This is a genomic window from Thermoflexibacter ruber (assembly GCF_900113045.1).
GTDB classification, from domain to species: domain Bacteria; phylum Bacteroidota; class Bacteroidia; order Cytophagales; family Thermoflexibacteraceae; genus Thermoflexibacter; species Thermoflexibacter ruber.
On the sequence record NZ_FONY01000018.1, the window covers coordinates 89,849 to 109,599 of the forward strand.

Annotated in this window: 20 protein-coding genes; 9 read left to right on the forward strand and 11 right to left on the reverse strand. The window is 38.2% G+C overall.

The window, feature by feature from the left end; all coding sequences use genetic code 11:
• Positions 1–166: 166 nt before the first annotated feature.
• The 3 genes from BM141_RS11240 to BM141_RS11250 all read right to left on the reverse strand — a co-directional run bounded on the left by BM141_RS11240 (position 167) and on the right by BM141_RS11250 (position 3,065).
• The gene (locus tag BM141_RS11240; RefSeq protein WP_245764047.1) at positions 167–1,162 is read right to left on the reverse strand and encodes a ribonucleoside-diphosphate reductase small subunit; all 996 of its coding nucleotides are present in this window, start codon (positions 1,160–1,162) and stop codon (positions 167–169) included.
• Positions 1,163–1,284: 122 nt separating this feature from the next.
• Complete coding sequence (locus BM141_RS11245) at positions 1,285–1,935, reverse strand: Uma2 family endonuclease (RefSeq protein ID WP_091545255.1); 651 nt, start codon at positions 1,933–1,935, stop codon at positions 1,285–1,287.
• A gap of 158 nt (positions 1,936–2,093) precedes the next feature.
• A complete protein-coding gene (locus BM141_RS11250; protein WP_091545256.1) occupies positions 2,094–3,065 on the reverse strand; it encodes a septal ring lytic transglycosylase RlpA family protein in 972 nt (323 codons plus the stop codon).
• Positions 3,066–3,498: 433 nt separating this feature from the next.
• Here BM141_RS11250 and BM141_RS11255 point away from each other — a divergent pair, with 433 nt between their 5' ends.
• Genes BM141_RS11255 through BM141_RS11265 form a run of 3 tightly spaced genes read left to right on the forward strand, consistent with a single transcriptional unit; the run spans position 3,499 to position 7,627 of the window.
• Positions 3,499–4,635, forward strand: coding sequence for a PQQ-dependent sugar dehydrogenase (locus BM141_RS11255; protein WP_091545258.1), 1,137 nt, complete (start codon positions 3,499–3,501; stop codon positions 4,633–4,635).
• 48 nt (positions 4,636–4,683) lie between these two features.
• The gene (locus BM141_RS11260) at positions 4,684–6,372 is read left to right on the forward strand and encodes an adenylate/guanylate cyclase domain-containing protein (RefSeq protein WP_091545260.1); all 1,689 of its coding nucleotides are present in this window, start codon (positions 4,684–4,686) and stop codon (positions 6,370–6,372) included.
• A gap of 4 nt (positions 6,373–6,376) precedes the next feature.
• Complete coding sequence (locus tag BM141_RS11265; protein WP_091545263.1) at positions 6,377–7,627, forward strand: BaiN/RdsA family NAD(P)/FAD-dependent oxidoreductase; 1,251 nt, start codon at positions 6,377–6,379, stop codon at positions 7,625–7,627.
• Here the strand turns inward: BM141_RS11265 and BM141_RS11270 are convergent.
• Positions 7,606–8,250 carry an AlbA family DNA-binding domain-containing protein gene (locus BM141_RS11270; protein ID WP_091545266.1) on the reverse strand — a complete coding sequence of 215 codons (645 nt, stop codon included), beginning with the start codon at positions 8,248–8,250 and terminating at the stop codon, positions 7,606–7,608. The genes BM141_RS11265 and BM141_RS11270 overlap by 22 nt on opposite strands.
• A gap of 152 nt (positions 8,251–8,402) precedes the next feature.
• Here BM141_RS11270 and BM141_RS11275 point away from each other — a divergent pair, with 152 nt between their 5' ends.
• A complete protein-coding gene (locus tag BM141_RS11275) occupies positions 8,403–9,674 on the forward strand; it encodes a hypothetical protein (RefSeq protein WP_143090899.1) in 1,272 nt (423 codons plus the stop codon).
• Positions 9,675–9,684: 10 nt separating this feature from the next.
• Here BM141_RS11275 and BM141_RS11280 read toward each other — a convergent pair whose 3' ends face one another.
• Positions 9,685–11,520: an ABC transporter ATP-binding protein gene (locus tag BM141_RS11280; RefSeq protein ID WP_091545270.1), complete on the reverse strand. Its 1,836-nt coding sequence runs from the start codon at positions 11,518–11,520 to the stop codon at positions 9,685–9,687.
• Between the two features lie 9 nt (positions 11,521–11,529).
• On the reverse strand, positions 11,530–11,955 hold the full coding sequence (locus BM141_RS11285) for a hypothetical protein (RefSeq protein ID WP_091545273.1): 426 nt from the start codon (positions 11,953–11,955) through the stop codon (positions 11,530–11,532).
• Positions 11,956–12,170: 215 nt separating this feature from the next.
• Here BM141_RS11285 and BM141_RS11290 point away from each other — a divergent pair, with 215 nt between their 5' ends.
• From BM141_RS11290 to nuoK, 3 genes are all read left to right on the forward strand, one after another.
• Complete coding sequence (locus BM141_RS11290; RefSeq protein ID WP_091545276.1) at positions 12,171–12,494, forward strand: ArsR/SmtB family transcription factor; 324 nt, start codon at positions 12,171–12,173, stop codon at positions 12,492–12,494.
• A gap of 409 nt (positions 12,495–12,903) precedes the next feature.
• A complete protein-coding gene (locus tag BM141_RS11295) occupies positions 12,904–14,094 on the forward strand; it encodes a Gfo/Idh/MocA family protein (RefSeq protein ID WP_091545278.1) in 1,191 nt (396 codons plus the stop codon).
• 22 nt (positions 14,095–14,116) lie between these two features.
• On the forward strand, positions 14,117–14,425 hold the full coding sequence (gene nuoK / locus BM141_RS11300) for an NADH-quinone oxidoreductase subunit NuoK (protein WP_091545280.1): 309 nt from the start codon (positions 14,117–14,119) through the stop codon (positions 14,423–14,425).
• 4 nt (positions 14,426–14,429) lie between these two features.
• Here the strand turns inward: nuoK and BM141_RS11305 are convergent, their stop codons facing one another.
• The 4 genes from BM141_RS11305 to tsaE form a co-directional block, all read right to left on the reverse strand.
• Entirely contained in the window at positions 14,430–15,155 is a 726-nt protein-coding gene (locus tag BM141_RS11305; protein ID WP_091545282.1) for a 3-keto-disaccharide hydrolase, read from the reverse strand.
• Between the two features lie 46 nt (positions 15,156–15,201).
• Positions 15,202–15,810 (reverse strand): recombination mediator RecR, encoded by a 609-nt coding sequence (gene recR / locus BM141_RS11310; RefSeq protein ID WP_091545303.1) that lies wholly within the window; start codon positions 15,808–15,810, stop codon positions 15,202–15,204.
• A 79-nt stretch (positions 15,811–15,889) separates the two neighbouring features.
• On the reverse strand, positions 15,890–17,116 hold the full coding sequence (locus BM141_RS11315) for an alanine dehydrogenase (RefSeq protein ID WP_177217351.1): 1,227 nt from the start codon (positions 17,114–17,116) through the stop codon (positions 15,890–15,892).
• On the reverse strand, positions 17,109–17,531 hold the full coding sequence (tsaE, locus tag BM141_RS11320; protein ID WP_091545285.1) for a tRNA (adenosine(37)-N6)-threonylcarbamoyltransferase complex ATPase subunit type 1 TsaE: 423 nt from the start codon (positions 17,529–17,531) through the stop codon (positions 17,109–17,111). The genes BM141_RS11315 and tsaE overlap by 8 nt, the downstream gene beginning before the upstream one ends.
• A gap of 333 nt (positions 17,532–17,864) precedes the next feature.
• Here tsaE and BM141_RS11325 point away from each other — a divergent pair, with 333 nt between their 5' ends.
• Positions 17,865–18,623: a hypothetical protein gene (locus tag BM141_RS11325; RefSeq protein ID WP_091545288.1), complete on the forward strand. Its 759-nt coding sequence runs from the start codon at positions 17,865–17,867 to the stop codon at positions 18,621–18,623.
• A 79-nt stretch (positions 18,624–18,702) separates the two neighbouring features.
• Positions 18,703–19,491, forward strand: a complete 789-nt coding sequence (locus tag BM141_RS11330; RefSeq protein WP_091545291.1) for a hypothetical protein — start codon at positions 18,703–18,705, stop codon at positions 19,489–19,491.
• On the opposite strand, the gene BM141_RS11335 is transcribed toward BM141_RS11330, so the two are convergent.
• Positions 19,441–19,751 (reverse strand): transposase (locus tag BM141_RS11335; protein ID WP_177217352.1); only part of this gene is annotated, 311 nt, incomplete at its 5' end. The genes BM141_RS11330 and BM141_RS11335 overlap by 51 nt on opposite strands.

Below are 19,751 nucleotides of genomic sequence, written 5' to 3' on the forward strand. Positions count from 1 at the left end.
TGATGTTTTATCAATAAAATTTGGCGTGCAAAATAGCTAATTCATGGTTTATCTGTGTGGGTTTTTAGAACTTTTTGCTTTACATGAAAAAAGTGGTGATTTCTATATGAAGAAACCACCACTAAAATTTTTTTGAAAAATAGATTTATAGCATAAAAATCTATCGCTAAAAATCCTCGTCCAAACTAAACTTATGCTCTGATTTATCACTCATTACTCCTGCTTTTTGATACTCGGCTACCCTTTTTTCAAAGAAATTGGTTTTGCCCTGGAGCGAAATCATCTCCATAAAATCAAAAGGATTGGTAGCATGATAGTATTTGGAACAGCCTAATTCTACTAAAAGTCTATCTGCCACAAATTCAATATATTGCTTCATTAAGTCGGCATTCATACCTATCAGGCTTACCGGCAGTGCATCGGAGATAAACTCTTGCTCTATGGCAACTGCATCGGTGATGATAGAAAGTACCTGTTCCTCTGGCAATCTATTGACCAGGTACTTGGTGTAGAGCAGGCAGGCAAAATCGCAGTGCAAGCCTTCATCTCTGGAAATCAACTCATTAGAAAAGCTCAATCCGGGCATCAATCCTCTCTTTTTCAACCAGAAAATAGAGCAGAAACTTCCTGAAAAGAAAATGCCCTCTACGGCGGCAAAGGCAACCAAACGCTCAGCAAAACTCCCTTTGCTTATCCAACGCAAAGCCCACTCCGCTTTTTTAGTTACGCAAGGTACAGTTTCTATGGCGTTAAAAAGATAGTTTTTCTCTGCACTGTCTTTGATATAGGTATCTATCAAAAGAGAATATGTTTCCGAGTGAATGTTCTCCATCATGATTTGGAATCCATAAAAACACCTTGCCTCTGGGAACTGCACTTCGTTAGTAAAATTAATAGCTAAGTTCTCATTGACGATGCCATCACTTGCAGCAAAGAACGCCAAGACGTGCTTGATAAAATGTTGCTCATCTTTGGTCATATTTTCCCAGTCTTTGAGGTCTTGAGAGAGGTCTATCTCTTCTGCTGTCCAAAAACTTGCTTCTGCTTTTTTGTACATTTGCCAAATGTCAGGATAGTGAATAGGCAAAAGCACAAAACGATTTTTATTTTCTTTTAATAGTGGCTCCTCGAGCATTTCTGAAATTTCTGCTACTGCACTCATAATTAAGTATTTATATAATATCTTTATTGATTAGAGCAAACTTATTTTTAGCGTCTTTTACAAATTTATGCTAAGTAAAGTGATAGTTAGGCTTATTTGTTTAAAATTTTATTAATTTTTTTTTAATTTTTTTCCAAAGTCTTCTTATTCAATTCGCTATCAAAAATTGCTTCTATTGGGACTTCAAAACCATTGATAGCAAAACTTTTTAGCAAGCCATGATTAGTTTTTAAAATCATTTCGTACTCATATTTCTCAAAATGATACTGCTCTACAAAGCCTCTATCTGCATCTACAATCCAGTACTCTGAGATACGATGTGCCTCATAATCAGCAAATTTTATCATCTTATCGATGCGTTCTGAGAAACGAGAAAGTACCTCTATGACTAAATCTGGAGCAGGAAACTTCTCTTGCTTAGGGGTAAAGTGTTTAGCTTTTTCTGCACTAAAAAAGCATATATCAGGAATGTAAGTATTACGAGTTAAAAATACATGAGCATTAGAAACAAAGAGCGTACCGACTGGGTGCTTGTCCAAAAAATTTTGTAAGAGTTTGCCAAGTTGTTGAATGACGAGGTTGTGCTTTTCCGAGTCAAAAAAAGGAGTGGTTATTTCTCCATTGATGAATTCTACTCTTTTGTGTGCGTCCATTAGCTCATAGTATTTGGCTCGTGCCTCTTGCTCTTTAGCTAAGGATTCTTCCAATTCTCTCATAAACAAGTATATATGAGGCATTTGTAATACTTGATGTAATAATGTCTGTGTGTGCATACAATTTGATAAGTTAATAAAGTTTAAAATTTTCTTTGAATGGTAGCCCTATTTTCAACATTAAAAAGTTGAGTTGTAAAAAAATTTAGTTAAGTACTTTATAATCAAGTATATAAAACCAAAAAGCTTATATAAATTTCACAATTTTAAATATAAATTTAATCAAAATGTTTTTTTGGAAACGATTTATAATTGTATTTATTGATTTTGTCTGAGGTTTTTTGGGCTATTTCTTTGGTTTTAAAGTTACCTACTAATATTCTGTACATTTTTTTCCCATTTGCCCAACCTGCTTGGATATAGACCTGTCCCATTTTTAGCTTTTCTATGTTAGGGACTTCTTTGAGAGCCTTGTTAATATCATCATAAGAGGCTACTTGCACACCAAAGCCATCGAGTTTGACCTTATCTCCCTCAGAAGTATAGGTATTTACTGGTTCAAAATTGACCTTGTCTTTATTTCTACTTTTAGTATTGGGGTTACTTGTACCAGAGAGTACGCCTTTGGGATTTTCTACTGTCTTTTTCTTGCTGTCAGCTACCTTATTTTTTTCATTCTTGTTATTAGCAACCGTAGAGGTGTTTTTATTTTCACTTTCTGAAGTTTTGTTTTTTGCTCCACCCTCATATTTTGCGGAGATTTCTTCTTCTTTGGTAATTTCCTCTGCATCTTCTATAGGTTTGGTCGCTACTCTTCGGTAGGCATCAGCCACAATCTCTTTGGCATTATTTCGGGGTACACCTAATTGGATAAGTTCTATTTTTACCTCTATCACTGTTTTTTTATCTGTCATTCCTAAGGCATCGGCGGCGGCTCTGGTCATGTCTATGATTCTGTCCTTGCCTATGAGGGGTCGGTCGTTGATACGCACAATCGTTTGCTTTCCATTTTCTAAATTAGTGATTTTCACCAAACTATTGAAGGCAATACGCGCATGAGCGGCTTCCAATACGTTGGGGTCGTACTTTTCTCCACTCTGCGTAATAGCCCCGTTGCGGTCGTCAGAGTAATATGAAGCCTTGCCTATTTGCGTATAGCCAATCTGTGTAATTTCCTGTGCCATGCTTGCTGATGACAAGATGGACAGCCCTAAAAGCACAGAACAAAGGGATAAATACAGTGATTTCATATCTATAAGCCAATTTGGTTTAATCTTGATTTTTTGTAATTACTCGGCAGTGTAAACTTAAATAAAAGATGATAACTCTCAGGAGTTTGCTGATACATACGATTCCCACAATTTTTTATCATTGTTCATCGCAATTATCATGCTTTGTACGCTTAGCAACAAAATTATAAAAAAGTATGCGAAAGTTTTATTGCACTCAAAGAAAATCCAATAGAGTTCTTGCGAAAGTACCTAAAAGTATGCAAAGGGTGGCAAAAAGTAAGTAATCAAAAATAAAAAGCAGTAAATTATCATAAGAATACAGGCTTTAATCCAACCATTTCTATTAAATTTGTGGCTGTGCTATAAAAGCCAATGAGGACGTGAGTCCCAAGCAAAAATTCTATCCTAAATACGTCATTTTCAATAGTTACTATTAATATTTATTTTCTCTATGCAAATCTTACTGAAAGTTTTTGCGCTATTTATTGTGTTAGCCTGTGGAAGTAGCAAAAACAACTCCTCTTCCAACCAATCAGAAAATCAGTCAGGTAAAAAGTTCCCCTTGCATAAAATCAAACTCCCCGAGGGCTTCAAAATAGAAGTCTATGCAGAAGTAGATAATGCGCGTTCTATGGCTCTTAGCCCTAATGGGACACTGTTTGTGGGCAATCGTAGAGGGGATAAAGTTTATGCCGTTATAGACAAAAATGGTGATTTCAAGGCAGATGAAGTCAAAATCATTGCTTCTGACTTAACGATGCCCTGTGGAGTAGCTTTTAGAAATGGAAGCCTTTATGTGGCAGAAGTAAACCGCATCTTGCGATTTGACAACATAGAACAAAATCTAAACAACCCTCCTAAGCCTGTGATAGTTAATGACAAACTTCCGTCTGACAGGCATCATGGGTGGAAATTTATTGCTTTCGGACCTGATGACAAACTGTACGTTCCCGTCGGGGCACCCTGCAATATTTGTGAAAAGGACAACCCTATTTACGCATCTATTGCCCGCATGAATCCTGACGGCTCAAATTTGGAGGTATTTGCAAGCGGGGTTCGCAATAGTGTAGGTTTTGATTTTCACCCTGATACTAAGGAATTGTGGTTTACTGACAACGGCAGGGATATGCTTGGAGATGACCTTCCCTCTGATGAACTTGGGCGGGCTTACAAAGCAGGCTTGCATTTTGGCTACCCTTATTGTCACCAAGGCGATGTGCCTGACCCCGAGTTTGGCAACAAGCGTTCTTGCGATGAGTTTGAAAAACCTATGCAGAAATTAGGAGCGCACGTTGCGGCTTTGGGAATGAGATTTTATACAGGTTCTCAATTTCCTGAAAAATATAAAAATAGCATATTTATAGCCTTGCATGGCTCATGGAATCGTTCCTCTAAAGTAGGTTACAAAGTTGCCTTTGCCAAAGTGGAGAACAACAAAGTCGTAGAGTATAGCACCTTTGCTGAGGGCTGGCTCGAGGGACAGGACAACTGGGGCAGACCCGTAGATGTCCAACAACTAAAAGATGGCTCTATGTTGATTTCCGATGACCATGCCAATGTAATTTATAGAGTAAGCTACCAAAAATAACTTTATTTACTTGAGCATTTGAGGTAATTTTATAAAACTTTTGAACTGATGAAACCTTTTCCATTTTTATCCTCTTTCTTCTTGATTTTTCTCTTGTTTATCTATTCTGTCCAAGGACAGGCAGATAGAAAACAGCTATTAAATAAGGCACAAAAAATAGATGCTGATTTAGTTAAAGCACTCAAAGCCAACAATTTTCGTGAGGCAGTGAGACTTGCTAAACAAAACGGGGAGATATATACAAACCTGAATAAAGCAAGCATAGCAGAAAAGTATTACAAAAATGCCATTACTTATGCGTCTAAGGCGAATGATAATAAACTACTGGCGTATGCTTATGAAATAGAAGGCGACTTTTTCTCTCCTACTACTGCTTACAGGAAAAAAATCAATGATTACACTACCGCAGAGAAACTTTACAGAGAAACCAATAGCATGGAAGGTATCGCTTTGGTAAAAAAGAAAATCGCAAAAAGTGCCTTTGAACAGAAGAAATATGAAACTGCAAGTCAGTACAGTAAAGCACTCATAGACAGTGCGACTATTTTTAATCTCAATGAGTTTGAAAAACTTAACCATTGCAAAGCCCTGATTATTTCCCTGAGCAAGTTGAATAATTCCCAAGAATTGCAAAAATATATAGATGTACTAAGTGGAATCAATATGTACGCTGTAAACCAAAGCAAGCACAATGAGGAAACGGATTTTGATGAAAAAATCCTCAAAGATGAGTTTGCCAACGTCATGGCAAAAGCTACTTTGGAATTACAAAGAATTGTCAATAAACAACAAGATTCTCTTGAAGCAACCTCTACCGAATTGGCTTTGAAAAAAGAGGAAAGCGAAATGCAACAAAATCAACTCAGAAAGCAAGACTCTCTGGCTCAAATGCAAAAGCAAATTATTGCCCAACAAGAGGAGTTAGTGCAGTTGCAAGCCTCTAAAAATCAACAATTAGTCATAGGGATTATTTTGAGTTTGGTAGTTATAGCGATTGCAGTCGTTGCTTTGATTGGTAGGCAGATTGCTAACCGCAAGTTAGCTAAGCAAAAAGCAGAAATAGAAGCACAAAAAAAACTCATAGAAACAGAGAGGAAAAAATCAGAAGAATTGCTGCTCAACATTTTGCCACACGAAATTGCTGACGAACTCAAAGAAAAAGGCTTAGCACGCCCCCGCTCTTACAATATGGCTACAGTGTTATTTACTGATTTCAAAGGTTTTACTACCATTTCAGAAAAACTATCTCCCGAACAGATTGTAGATAAGCTCAACTTCTTTTTTCAAAAATTTGATGAAATCGCAGAAAGACACAATTTGGAAAAAATCAAAACTATAGGAGATGGCTACATGTGTGCAGGGGGTATTCCCATCGAGAACACAACTAATCCCATAGATGCAGTAAGAGCGGGTTTGGAAATGCAAAACTTTATGAATGAATGGAATAGAGAGCAGGAAAGAAAAGGGTTGCCGACTTTTGGCTTGCGGGTAGGTATCAATACGGGTCCTTTGGTAGCGGGTGTAATTGGAAAAAATAAGTTCGCTTACGATGTTTGGGGGGATACTGTAAACTTAGCAAGCCGAATGGAATCAAGCGGTGAGGTGGGTAAAGTAAATATCTCAGGAATTACCTATACTTGGGTAAAACACCATTTCGAGTGTACGTATCGTGGCAAAATTGAAGCTAAGAACAAGGGAGAAGTAGATATGTATTTTGTAGAAAGAGAAAAAGTATAATATTTTGAAAATTGTAGTGATTGGAGGAGGAGCGGCAGGCTTTTTTTCTGCTATACATGCCGCTCAAGTTAATCCTAAAGCCCAAGTTCTTCTTTTAGAGAAAACTAATCAACTACTTGCTAAGGTGCGAGTTTCTGGTGGAGGGCGGTGCAATGTAACTCATAGCTGCTTTAGTATCAGTGAAATGAGTAAGCACTACCCCAGAGGAGAACGCCAAATGAAGCTATTGTTGCATCAGTTTATGACCACAGATACTATTCAGTGGTTTGAAAGTAGAGGAGTAAAACTCAAAACAGAAGAAGATGGACGAATTTTTCCTATGACTGACAACTCCCAAACAGTAATAGACTGTTTGCTAAAAGAAAGCAAAAAAGTTGGTGTAGAAATCTACTTAAAACATGAGGTATTGAAAATCAATGTATTAAATGATGAAAATTTTGAATTAATCATAAAAAATCAGCCTTCTATCCTTTGTAGTAAAGTGATTGTTACTACGGGTGGAAGCCCCAAAGAAAGTGGATTGGCATGGCTCAAGGAATTAGGACATGAAATCGTTAGCCCCGTTCCCTCTTTATTTACTTTCAATATCCCTAATAGTCCTATTGTCCAACTCATGGGAACAAGCGTAGCTGATGCTAAGGTCAAAATACAAGGAACAAAGTTAGAAGAAGAAGGAGCAGTACTTGTTACGCATTGGGGGCTGAGTGGTCCCGCTATTCTGAGGCTATCTGCTTGGGGGGCGAGAGAGCTATCCAACTTAGATTATCAGTTTAAGGTCGGTATTAATTGGTTAGGAAAAGTTACTGAGGGCAAACTGAGAAATTTCTTTGCCCAAAATGAGCATTATTTTTCCAAAAAGCTAATCTCTAATTGCAACCCCAGCCTTATGCTCAACTTTTCCCTGCCTAACCGATTGTGGGAGTTTTTAATAGAAAAAATAGGCATCAGTAAAAGTAAGAAATGGACAGAGCTGAGCAAGCAGGAGTTCAATAAACTTATCAATGTTATTACTAATGACGAGTACGAAGTCAAAGGAAAAACTACTTTCAAAGAAGAGTTTGTAACCTGTGGCGGAGTTAGTTTGAATGACATAGACCTAAAAACTATGCAAAGTAAAAAAGTTGCCAACTTGCATTTTGCAGGGGAAGTGCTTGATATAGATGGAATTACAGGAGGTTTTAACTTCCAAGCGGCATGGACTACTGGCTACATTGCGGGTAAGGCAACTGGGATTTATTCGTTGGGCATAAAGTAGTCCCCTGTATCATTAGGCACGATTTTTAGTAAACCCGCCAATGTCATTTTTACCAATATTGCGGAGGCATTTTCCATACTAATATTTGCTATTTTGCTAAATGTTTCTACATTGATAGAAGGATACTGACCTAAGTACTGCATGAGCTTGTGTTCGCTATCACCATACTGAAGATAAGTATCCGAATTTGTGTTTTTGGCTTTGAGGATTTGACGCATTTCTCTGCTTGCTTGAATGCTTTTATCTTTTACCCTTACATAGGCTTTGCCCAAGTTTGTTTTGAAATTATAAATCAAAAAAATAGGTTTGTTTTCACTTGGATAGATATGAAATACTAAAACAGAGCGGTTAGGAGAAACCAAGACTTTGGAAATGTCATACCTGATAGCTGGTTTGCAGTATTTGCTGATAGCTTCTTTTAAAACAAACTCCTCCTCTAAGACATGCTTCAATCCAGCAATCGTGCCGTCGTCATCTACACCTATGATTAGCTTACCTCCTTCTGTGTTGGCAAAAGCAACCACTTCTCTCATAATTTTATCGGGAAAGTTTGCTTTACGCTTAAATTCCAATTGCAGACCTTCTCCTTTGGATACCAATTTTTTTAATTCGTTGAGAAGCATAATCGTAAAGTAGTGGGTGAGTTTTTCAATGCCAAATATATCAAAATAATAGACATTTTGCCGAAAAAAATGAAAATATTGAAAAAAAAGAATAGGTTGAGTACATCTTTGCAAACAAGTTTTTATTTTATTTTATCACAAATTTAAAACCATTGCTAATCAGTATTTTATTAAATATTATTCTCTTATTGGGTGTAAGTGGGTGGATATATCGGCGACAGCTAAGCAGTCCGTTCAAGCCTTTTTTTTGGTTGAGTTTAACGATAAAACTATTGGCAGGTATCGGGGTAGCTGTTCTTTACCAATATTACTACAAGGAAGGAGATGTATTCTATATTTTTCATCAGGGAGTACTGCTCAAACAAATACTATTGGACAACCCCTTAGATTTTTGGAATTTCCCTCACACGGGTAGAGAGCTGTACGAATATTATTTTGGAGAATTTAAAGACCTCAATAGTAGGGTTATTTTTTTCTCTAAAATCGTTGCTTTATTTAATTTACTCACAGGAAATAATCTTTTCCTTACTTCGCTTTGGTTTTCTCTGATTAGCTTTGTAGGCTTTTGGCATTTAGCCAATGTCTTAGTGCATCTTTTCCCTCAAACGCGCATCGCACTTTTTTTATCTTTTTTTCTGCTGCCTTCTGTTGTTTTTTGGAGTGCAGGCTTGCTCAAAGAAAGTCTGATTAGTGGATTTATTTGCTTAACTATTGGTTTAGTTTTGGAGATACTTCATTTTGAAAATAAGCCTTTGCAGATTTTTATCAAACTGTTGGGAAGCACTTGCCTACTGTGGCTAAGTTGGAAAATCAAATACTATTATATTGCCATTTTACTCCCAATAATATTCTCCTATTTTGTTGTTTATCAAGTAAATAAAAAATATCCACTCTCTTTCATTAAACAAATGAGCCTATATTTTTTGTGCTTCATTATAGGCATCTTATTGGCATCTCTTTCTAATCCTAATTTTTCTTTGGGTTACTTTCTCGTGGCTATCAAAGATAGTTATGATACCATGATAGAAACTACTGACGCAGATAATATGATATTTTTTATCGATTTTGATGGAAGTTTTATAAGTTTAATCAAAAATATTCCAACTGCTCTCTTTGCAAGTTTATGTGAGCCTTTGGTTTGGGAGTCAGAAAAAAACTGGCTAAAAATATTGGTGGGAGTAGAAAATATATGCATCTATGCTTTACTGTTTTTTGCCATACCTCCTTCTTTCAAAGGAGAAAGACACGGCTTATTGCTACTGAGTTGTATTTTATATATCTTTTTTTTAGCCTCGTTTTTAGCCTTTACCACACCGAGTATAGGCACTTTGGTACGTTACAAAGTAGCTTTTCTGCCCTTTTGGGCATATCTGATTACCTCCCAAGTAAATTTTAACTTTTTTGAACGCATTTTTAAGCGGTAGTATCGCTATACTATGCTATCGGTTTTTGCATTTGCTTTTTCCTTTTGAGCATAGCCTTTCTGATGTCCTCTGGTGTTCCCTTAGGAATAGCATTGAGTAGTTTTTTGGTATATTCAGATTTTGGATGGGCATATATATCTTCGGCAAATCCACTCTCAACGATTACTCCGTCTTGCATGACCAAAATTCTGTCAGAAATAAATTTAATCACTGAAAGGTCATGAGAAATAAAGATATAAGTAAGATTGTATTCTTCTTTGAGTTTGTTCAGAAGGTTGAGTACCTGAGCCTGAACAGAAACGTCTAAGGCAGAAACTGACTCATCGCATATCACAAACTTAGGCTGTATGGCTAAGGTACGAGCTATGCAAATGCGTTGGCGCTGTCCGCCAGAAAACTCGTGAGGGTAGCGGTTGAAATAAGTTGCACTTAGGTTTACGGTCTCGAGGAGGTGATTTACTCTGTCTTTTCTTTCTTTGTCGTTGGCGTAGATTTCATGCAAGCGCATAGGCTCCATAATAGCCTCACCGATAGTTTGGCGGGGATTGAGCGAAGAGTAGGGGTCTTGGAAGATAATTTGAATGTCTTTTCTTAATTTTTTGATGTCTTTGGAAGCAATTTTTGAAATATCTTGGTCTTGGAAATATACTTCTCCAGCAGTTGGTTCTATCAAATGCAATATGCTCCTACCCAAGGTAGTTTTTCCACAACCTGATTCGCCCACCAGTCCAAGCGTTTCTCCTTGATAAACGTCAAAAGTAACACCGTCCACTGCTTTTTTTACTTTGCTTATTTTGCCGAACCAAGTTTTCTCTTCTACGAAGTGAACTTTTAAGTCTTTGATTTGCAGAAGTGGTTTTTGCTCTACGAGGCGTGCCTGTCGCATTTTGATTTCTTGCATGCTTTGAAAGTTGGACATGATAGCCTCACCGACTGACTTAAACTTGGTATCAGACATTTCTATAATGTTCCCTTCGCTATCAGTTTCCATAAAGTCTTTGACCACAGGGAGTACTTTGAGTTTGATGTCCAAGCGAGGTCTGCATGCTAGCAAACCTTTGGTATAAGGGTGTTTAGGGTTAGAAAAAATCTCAAATACAGACCCCTTCTCAACAATTTTCCCGTTATACATGACCATTACACTATCTGCCATTTCTGCTATTACTCCTAAATCATGTGTAATGAACAGGATAGACATTTCCTGACTTTCCCTAAGTTCTTGAAGTATTTGGAGTATTTCCCTTTGTACTGTTACATCGAGGGCGGTAGTAGGCTCGTCAGCAATAAGCAGGGAGGGCTGACAAGAAAGAGCCATAGCTATCATTACTCTTTGTTTTTGTCCGCCAGAGAGTTCGTGAGGATAAGCATAAAAAGCACTCTCAGGCAGGCGTACACGTTCAAAAATAGCCAAAGTACGCTCTTTGGCTTGCTTGTAGGAAGCACCCTCATTGTGGAGGACTATGGCTTCTGTAATCTGCTCTCCACAAGTAAAAACAGGATTCAATGAGGTCATAGGTTCTTGGAAAATCATCGCAATTTCTCCTCCTCTCAAACTCCTCATTTCTTCGCTGTTCAGTTGCATGATATTGACCTTGCCCATAGATGGGGATTGGAAAAGTACCTCTGCATCAACAATTTTACCTGGGGGAGATGGAATAAGCCGCATCAAAGAAAGTGCGGTAACGGACTTACCTGAGCCAGACTCGCCTACTATGCCAATGGTTTCGCCTTTTTTGATTTTGAAACTGACCCCGTCGGTAGCTGTATGCTCTCCTCTTTCAGTGGTAAACTTGACGGTGAGATTATTTACTTCTAAGAGTATTTCTCCTTCGTTTTCCGAAATCATACGCTTTGGTTATCTTTCTTCTCCTAAAAGCCACAACTCTGCTTGTATCTCTTCGCTAAAATATTGAATTTGTGGAAGATTCTTCTTTAAAAGTTCTTTTTCTTCATCTTCATCTTTGAAGAGTTGCTTAGCAAAATCTGCCTGTGTCTGCACAGCCATTCTGACAGTCTGCCCCTGCGGCGCATACTCAGCTATCTTCGCATACTCCTGCTCTACCCACTCTTCCAAATGCTTTGCATCAGCAAAATGAATGTTGTGGACATCAGACATGACTAAGAGAGGTTTATATTGATTAAGCAGTTCTACATGGATAGCTTCTTCTTCTTTGAGCTCCTCCTCTGTTCTTTCTGAGGCACTTACAAGCCACTTAAACTCCATCATAGAGAATTGCTTATCGTAATAAATTCTTTGAAATTTACTTTCATACAATTTCATAACTTAATTGGATTAGGTATTAAAAATTTTTTACAATGCCAAAAAACTTAGTTATCAGAAAGTAGGCATTGATGACTTTATGTAAAACCAATTAATGAACCTAAATTTATTCAAATTAAATATTAATTTTTGGTTTTAGCAAATTAAAACTTTTTTTTGAAACTATTATCGTAATATTGCGTTATATAGATTGGATAATAAAACTACCTTACAAAATGGGAGTTACAAAAACAGAAGTATTCAGTGAAAAGGAAAATCGGATTGCAGATTTGGCAAAAGCCTTTGCCCATCCTGCGCGTGTAGCTATTCTGACTTATTTATCAGAAAATCGGACTTGCATTTGTGGGGATTTGGTTGAGGCACTGCCTCTTTCACAATCTACTATTTCGCAGCACTTAAAAGAACTCAGACGCATAGGAATTATCAAAGGCAATATAGAGCCTCCTAAGGTTTGCTATTGCATCAATGAGGAGGTTTGGCAAGAGGCAAAACTTACTTTTGGTTTGTTGCTCAATGCTTATCAAGGTTGTGGGTGCTAATTTTTTTATTTCTATAAATCGCAATATTGCGTTAAAACGATAGATTAAAAATCTTTTTCTTTCAACAGTTTTATTTTTTTAACTTTTACAAAATCAATGTTTTACTTAAAATCACATTAAAATTATGGAAATTACTAATGGTGGTGGCTGCTGTGGCGGCACAGGTTGTTGCTAATTAATTTTTAGCAATAGCTGATTTGCTCACTTAACAGAAAGTTAGGTGGGCATTTTTTTTGATATTCGGAAATGATAAAACACATATTTTTGCATCACTCATTAGTGAAAATCTGTAAAATCTGTGTTCTAAAATCATAATAAAAAAAGTTATTCCATTAATTTAGTGATTATAAACAGGTAAAAGCGGTATTATACAAATAAAACTTTAATCACTTAAAAAAGTAAATTGAAAATGAGAAAAATTACGATGCTTGGAACAGGCTTGATAGGCGTGTTCTATACTATGGCTATTCATGGGCAAAGAAGCCGCGATAAAGTATGTGTTATCTACTCTCGCAGTGAGGAAAGGGGCAGAAAAGTAGCCCAAGATTACGGAATCCCGCGCAGCACAACCAGCATGGAGGACGCTATCAACGACCCTGAAACTGATTTGGTAGTAATAGGCTTGCCTAACGACTTGCACTTGGAGGCAGTAAGGCTCTGTGCTAAGGCTAAAAAAGGCGTACTTTGTACTAAGCCCTTAGGACGAACCGCCGCAGAAGCGAAAGAAATGCTACGCTTAGTAGAGGAAGCAGGCATTTTTCATGGATATTTAGAGGATTTGGTTTATACTCCTAAGACGCTGAAGTCTTTGGAAACGGTCAAAGCAGGAGCTTTAGGCAAAATCCTCTGGGTAAGGTCAAGGGAAACTCACCCTGGGCCGCATAGCGACTGGTTCTGGAACTCCAAAGTGTCTGGCGGGGGGGCTATTATAGATTTGGGCTGTCATTGCATAGAAATAGCCCGAAACTATATAGGCAAGGAAGTAATGCCCATAGAAGCGATGTGCTGGGCGGCTACCCAAGTAAAGCCTATTGATGCAGAAGACCATGCGATTGGTTTGGTGAAATATGCCAATGGAGCAATCGCTCAATTTGAGGTAAGTTGGAACTTCAGAGGAGGCATGGATTTGAGAGATGAGGTAAGCGGGAGCGAGGGCGTAATACGCATTGACCACTTTTTGAGAACAGGCTTTGAGGTGTTTACGGCGGTAGGGCTGGGTGAGTATGTGGCGGAGAAGTCAGAGGCTTCTAAGGGGTGGATTTTTCCTGTGGGCGATGAAGTCAATACATTGGGGTACAACCACATGTTTACAGATATGTTCTCCTCTTTTGAAAATGGCACCAGCCCTATGGAAACTTTTTACGACGGCTATATCGTCAATGCTATCATAGATGCCTGCTACAAATCTGCCCAGACAAAAAAATGGGAGCCTATTCAGTTGGATATTTGGAGGGGGAGAACAGACATCAAAGAAGAAAGGGTATTGATAGAACATGATGCAGACCACTACTTGGTCAAAGAGGAAAAACTGCCTGATGGGCGCAAGAAAATTATTTTGAAAGAAAAAAGTAGTGGAAAAATTATAGAAAAAGTAGTTTAAATTTGTCCAAAAAAACTAAAATATGATTCCCCTGCATCATTTTCTTTTGCTGAGTGCTTGCTTGTTTAGCATTGGTTTGGTAGTGGTTATTACCAAGAAAAATCTCATTTTTGTTTTGATAGGTTTGGAACTTATGCTAAACGCCGCCAATATCAACTTGGTGGCGTTTAGCAGATATGACCCTACTTTGTTACAGGGGCAGGTATTTGCTTTGTTTGTCATCGTCGTAGCGGCGGCTGAGACAGCCCTTGTCTTGGCTATTGCCTTGAAAGTCTATGAGCATTTTCGCACTACTGACTTAGACAAAATCAGTGAGGTCAGAGAAAGGTAAATTTTTACAGCTTTCTGATTTTAATATTCCTGAACCAAACCAAATCTCCATGGTCTTGGAGTACGATTCGCCCTTTGCGGAACTTAGCAAAATCGGGGAGCGTACTGAACTTACTGCCTTTGACCAATTCTGCAAATTCAGTGCTGTTAAGGTCATATTCCACTACTTTTGAACCGTTTAACCAATGTTCTACCTTGCCTTTGTTTACAATGATACGCACATGATTCCACTGCCCAACAGGGCTAAGTTGCTTGTTAGTAGCGGGAATCAGGTCGTAAAGTGAACCAGCTTTGTGGTTTCCGTCTTTACCTTTGGTAGCGTCAGGGTGCTTGTCATCGTCCAAAATCTGCATTTCAGGTCCCGTGTTCCAGCCTTTGACGTATTTTTGTGGGTCTTCTTTGACCAAATAATAAATTCCACTATTACCGCCTTCGGCGATTTTCCACTCTAATTGAAATTCAAAATTTTCATATTCTTTGTCGGTAGCGATGTCTTCTGCTCCTTTTTGGCTCATAAGCAAAGTACCATCTTCCACTTTCCAAAGGGGAGAAATACTTTTTTTGCCGTAATTGTGCCAGCCTTTGGTCGTTTTTCCGTCAAAAAGCAGTTGCCAACCTTCTTTTTTTTCCTTGCTTGTCAAAGTATTAGGTGGCTGTTCTTGGCGAGGTATTTGTGCAGACAAAATGAATAAAGTAGCTAATAGACTGAACGATAAGGTAATTTTTCTCATGCTTTTATTGGGTTTTGATTATCAAATATGGTTCTCAAAAAAAACTTTACTGCTCGTATTTCACTCTGCTCAGGATACTCCTGCCCAGCGTTACCTCATCAGTATATTCCAACTCGCTGCCTACGGGTACGCCTCGCGCAAGGGTAGTAACTTTTACATTAAAAGTTTGTAATTTTTTAGTAATATAAAAAGCAGTAGTATCTCCTTCCATAGTGGCACTAATTGCTAAGATAACTTCCTTAATCTCTGGGTGTTGGCTTATGCGCTGTACCAAAGATTCTATATTCAATTCGCTCGGACTAATGCCCTCTATCGGCGAAATCACCCCTCCCAAGACGTGATACAAGCCATTGTACTGATGAGTATTTTCTACTGCGATTACGTCGCGAGTATCCTCTACGACGCATACTACTGAGTGGTCTCTTAATTTGTTAGCGCATATATTGCAAATCGCAGTATCTGAAATATTGTGGCAATCTGTACAATAATTGGTTTCTGTACGAAGTTTAGTCAGTGCTTGGGTAAGCGATTTAGTAAATGCTTCTTCCTGCTTGAGCAGATGCAACACCAACCTCAATGCTGTTTTTTTCCCTATACTTGGCAATTTGGCAATCTCATTTACTGCTTCTTCTACTAATTTGGAAGGGTAGTTCATCGTGATTAAAAGGCTTTTTTCTTTGAGCAAAACTACAAATTTTTCTTAGAGGAAAAAAAGACTATCTTAGGTTATTTTCCTACATCATCGCCGCAATAATGAGCGAAAGCTCTTTGTATTTCATGCCAAACTTGCGGCTAATGGCTTCGTTGGTGATTTCCCCTGAGTAGCTATACACACCTTTGGCAAAGCCTTTGTTAGCAAAAATCATTTCATCTACGCCCCCTAACTCGGCAGTATGCAAGAGTATGGGTGTAAGGATATTGCTAATGGCTTTGGTAGCGGTGCGGGGGACTCTGGAAGCTACGTTAGGCACGCAGTAGTGAATTACTCCGTATTTTTTATACACAGGGTTTTGGTGGGTAGTAGGCTCAGAAGTTTCAAAACACCCTCCATTGTCTATGCTTACATCTATGATGACCGACCCAGGTCGCATTTCTCTGACCATTTCCTCTGTAACTACGCAGATAGACCGACCGTCATTGCTTCGGAGCGCGCCTATGGCTACGTTGGTGGTTTTCAAGGCACGTGCTAAGGTAGAGCGTTCAAAAGTAGAGGTAAATAAATCTACTTTTCCTAAGCTGTGTTTCAAACGCCTCAGTTTGTTCAGGTTATCATCAAATACTTTGACCACAGCCCCCATGCCTATGGCTGTTCTTGCGGCGTATTCTGCCACCGTTCCCGCTCCTATAATCAAAACTTTGGTAGGCGGGACGCCAGTAATTCCTCCAAAAATAATTCCTTTGCCTCCATGCGAGGCAGTGAGGTATTCTGCGGCGATAGATACGGCTACATTGCCCGCAATTTCGCTCATGGCACGTATCAAGGGCAAGTTTCCCAGCTCATCTTCTAAAAACTCATACCCTATGGCGGTGATTTTTTTCTTGTTCAGTGCTTTTAGATAGTCTGCCTTTACCTCTGCCAAATGAATCGCAGAAATAATTGCCGTTTTGGGCTTCATGTAGCCAATTTCTTCTAAACTTGGAGGGGCTACTTTTAAAATGAGTTCTGCTGAGTACACTTCCTCTGGAGAATAGACGATTTTAGCCCCTGCCTCGCTGTAGTCTTGGTCGTCGTAGTGAGATAAAATACCTGCTCCTGCCTCTACAAAGACCTCATGCCCTCTGGAAGTAAGAATGGCTACGCTCTCAGGACGCAAGGCAATCCTGTTTTCGTCAAAAAGCTCTTTGGGAATGCCTATGACCAATTGTTTTTTGTCTTTGATAACTTCTAAGAGTTGCTCCTGCGGGTAGTACAAGCTATGCTCTTCTACAATTTTTTTTACGTCTGTTGCCAATTTACTCATGTCTGCGTAGCTTTATAACTCTCTGATTATTAGCTAATAGTTCTATATCAATATTCAAATAAGAAGCAGGGATAAGCGAAGGAATCAGGCTTGCCCATTCTAAAAAGCAATAGTTTCCTGAGTCAAAATACTCCTCGATTCCTATTTCTCTTACTTCTCTTTCGTTTTTGATGCGGTAAAAGTCAAAGTGATAAATGGTACTATTCTTCTTTGTAAGATACTCATTGACAATGGAAAAAGTAGGGCTACTCACGTTGTCTATGACTTCCAGATGCTCACAAATAGCCTTAATCAAGGTGGTTTTCCCTGCGCCCATTTCACCATTGAAAAGCCATATTTTTTTCTCTTGTGCAAAAACCACTATTTGCGCCGCCACCGTCGGGAGTTCCTCTAATGCCTTACAAAAAAGTTCCAAAGTAAATAGATGTTAAAAAAAGTGATTTGCGAAGATAGAGAAAAAATGTGATTTGGGTAGCGTTGTGGGAGTATTATTTTTTTGGAGTATGTTAAAATAGTAAAAAAAATTTGGAAAAAATTTGGAAATTACATAAGTACCTTTTATCATTGTATAACAAAACAAAAAATTCATAGTGAGTAATCTCACTCATATACCATTCTCCTATATCAGCTTTTTCTTTTTTAAGTATCTAAGCTGATTTTTAGGGAAAACGTAATAAGACTTTCGCAGTAATATACCCTGCCTTGAATATAAGGCTATTTTCTATTATTTACTAAACTTAGCAAACTAATGACCTCTTTTTTAGCAAGAGTGGCTCTTATTGCCATGTTGTTTTCTCTTTCTTGCCTTAGTGCCATAGCACAGGTAAGTATTTCTACCCCCCCCCCCCATTCTCAAATAATTAATAATCAGAGAGTTAGTAAGAAAGCACAAAAACTGCTGAAGGCACAGCAGAAGGCTAACTCGTTGAATAATACAGCTAATAAAGCTACACAAAAACTCAGTAAGCTCTCTTATTTTGGAGATTCCCTTCAAAACCTTACACTACTTAGTAAGCGGCGGCGGGATAGTCTGCACTGGAAAAACCTCTACTTTGGAGGAGATTTTGGGCTTTCTGTAGGAGGAAAGCAAGTCTTTGTCAATGTATCCCCTTTGATAGGATTTAAACTTTCCGATAAGTTTTCCATAGGGGGAGGGAGCGTATTCCAATACCTTCGCACCCAAGTCATCTTGATAGACCCACAAGGCTTGAATATCAAACAAACCGCTCAAACCCTGATTTATGGGGGTCGAGGCTTCACTCGTCTTTTTTTGCACAAAAGTTTCTTTGCCCAAGCCGATGCCGAGCTTATCAATGTGCAGTTGCCTACCACCGATGGGAACAAAATCCGCCACTGGGTGCCTGGCGCATGGGCTGGAGCAGGTTATAACTTTGATATTGGGCGGGGCATGGGCATCAATCTTATTATATCCTATAATTTTCTTTACAAAGAAGGCAAGTCGCCTTATACCAGTCCCTTAGATGTAAGGCTGGGGATACAGTTTTAAGGAAACAGCTTTTTGCTTTTCACGTGATAACACGTGAAAAGTTGACCCTCAATCATTTGGCATAAAAAATACAAAACTTATGAAAAATTCAGAACTATTTATTAACAAAATACAGCTAAAAATGCAAAATAAGTACAACAACTATCTAAATCCTATGGATTCACTTTTGAAGGTGCAAGGTGCGCTGAGGAAAATATCTTTCTTGTTCTGTATGCTGGCAAGCATGGCAGGGTATGGACAAGACCCTAATAAAATACTTCCTGTAGCCCCCAATGCTGCTTCCTTAGGCAAATATGGAGATATTCCTGTGAGTTTACATACAGGAGTGCCTAACATAAGTATTCCCATTTATGAAGTAAAAAATAAGGATTTGAGTTTGCCTATCTCACTTTCCTACCATTCATCAGGTATAAGAGTGGCAGAAACTGCCTCTTGGGTAGGGCTGGGTTGGGCATTGAATGCGGGAGGTGTAATAACAAGGACTGTGCAGGGACAACCAGATGAGGGAAAAGGAATAGGGCAGAATATGTTTGCTTCTACAGGTTACTACGATATAGGTTATACACTGCCTCCAGACATAGTAATAACAGATGTGAATAATGTACAAAATCAATACAATGCATACAAAGATGTAGGCTTAGGTAAGAAAGATAGCGAACCAGATATTTTTTCTTATAGTTTGAATGGCTACTCAGGGAAGTTTATGTTTAATGAAAACAAAACCCCAGTATTTTTTCCTGAAGAGGATATAAAAGTTGAGATAAATTATAATGCTAATAACCAACCTAATAAAAGATTTATTTCTTTTATTTTATACTCAATAAAAATTGGTTTTGGTTTTAGGGATATGAAAATTCCAAGAAATTAAGGTTTCTAATTCCTGCTTATATTGGGCAATATGGGTAAAAAACTCACAGACCTTTTCCTTGAAATCTTGAAACTTCCTATAAAAACAAGTATCAATGACCTTTTTACGCATAAATTTCCATAATCTTTCAATTAGATTAAGATTAGGCGAGTAAGCAGGCAAGAAAAGCTGTTTTATCCTGCTACTTGCCAATTTTTCTTGTAAGTGCTTATTTTTGTAATATCGTGCATTATCACAAATCACATAAATCTTTTCCTTGT

Bases quoted from the DNA above. Each gene is read 5' to 3' on its own strand.
- BM141_RS11240 (WP_245764047.1), bottom strand. From the start codon at position 1,162: ATGAGTGCAGTAGCAGAAATTTCAGAAATGCTCGAGGAGCCACTATTA.
- BM141_RS11245 (WP_091545255.1), bottom strand. From the start codon at position 1,935: ATGCACACACAGACATTATTACATCAAGTATTACAAATGCCTCATATA.
- BM141_RS11250 (WP_091545256.1), bottom strand. From the start codon at position 3,065: ATGAAATCACTGTATTTATCCCTTTGTTCTGTGCTTTTAGGGCTGTCC.
- BM141_RS11255 (WP_091545258.1), top strand. From the start codon at position 3,499: ATGCAAATCTTACTGAAAGTTTTTGCGCTATTTATTGTGTTAGCCTGT.
- BM141_RS11260 (WP_091545260.1), top strand. From the start codon at position 4,684: ATGAAACCTTTTCCATTTTTATCCTCTTTCTTCTTGATTTTTCTCTTG.
- BM141_RS11270 (WP_091545266.1), bottom strand. From the start codon at position 8,250: ATGCTTCTCAACGAATTAAAAAAATTGGTATCCAAAGGAGAAGGTCTG.
- BM141_RS11280 (WP_091545270.1), bottom strand. From the start codon at position 11,520: ATGATTTCGGAAAACGAAGGAGAAATACTCTTAGAAGTAAATAATCTC.
- BM141_RS11285 (WP_091545273.1), bottom strand. From the start codon at position 11,955: ATGAAATTGTATGAAAGTAAATTTCAAAGAATTTATTACGATAAGCAA.
- BM141_RS11290 (WP_091545276.1), top strand. From the start codon at position 12,171: ATGGGAGTTACAAAAACAGAAGTATTCAGTGAAAAGGAAAATCGGATT.
- BM141_RS11295 (WP_091545278.1), top strand. From the start codon at position 12,904: ATGAGAAAAATTACGATGCTTGGAACAGGCTTGATAGGCGTGTTCTAT.
- nuoK (WP_091545280.1), top strand. From the start codon at position 14,117: ATGATTCCCCTGCATCATTTTCTTTTGCTGAGTGCTTGCTTGTTTAGC.
- BM141_RS11305 (WP_091545282.1), bottom strand. From the start codon at position 15,155: ATGAGAAAAATTACCTTATCGTTCAGTCTATTAGCTACTTTATTCATT.
- recR (WP_091545303.1), bottom strand. From the start codon at position 15,810: ATGAACTACCCTTCCAAATTAGTAGAAGAAGCAGTAAATGAGATTGCC.
- BM141_RS11315 (WP_177217351.1), bottom strand. From the start codon at position 17,116: ATGAGTAAATTGGCAACAGACGTAAAAAAAATTGTAGAAGAGCATAGC.
- BM141_RS11325 (WP_091545288.1), top strand. From the start codon at position 17,865: ATGACCTCTTTTTTAGCAAGAGTGGCTCTTATTGCCATGTTGTTTTCT.
- BM141_RS11330 (WP_091545291.1), top strand. From the start codon at position 18,703: ATGAAAAATTCAGAACTATTTATTAACAAAATACAGCTAAAAATGCAA.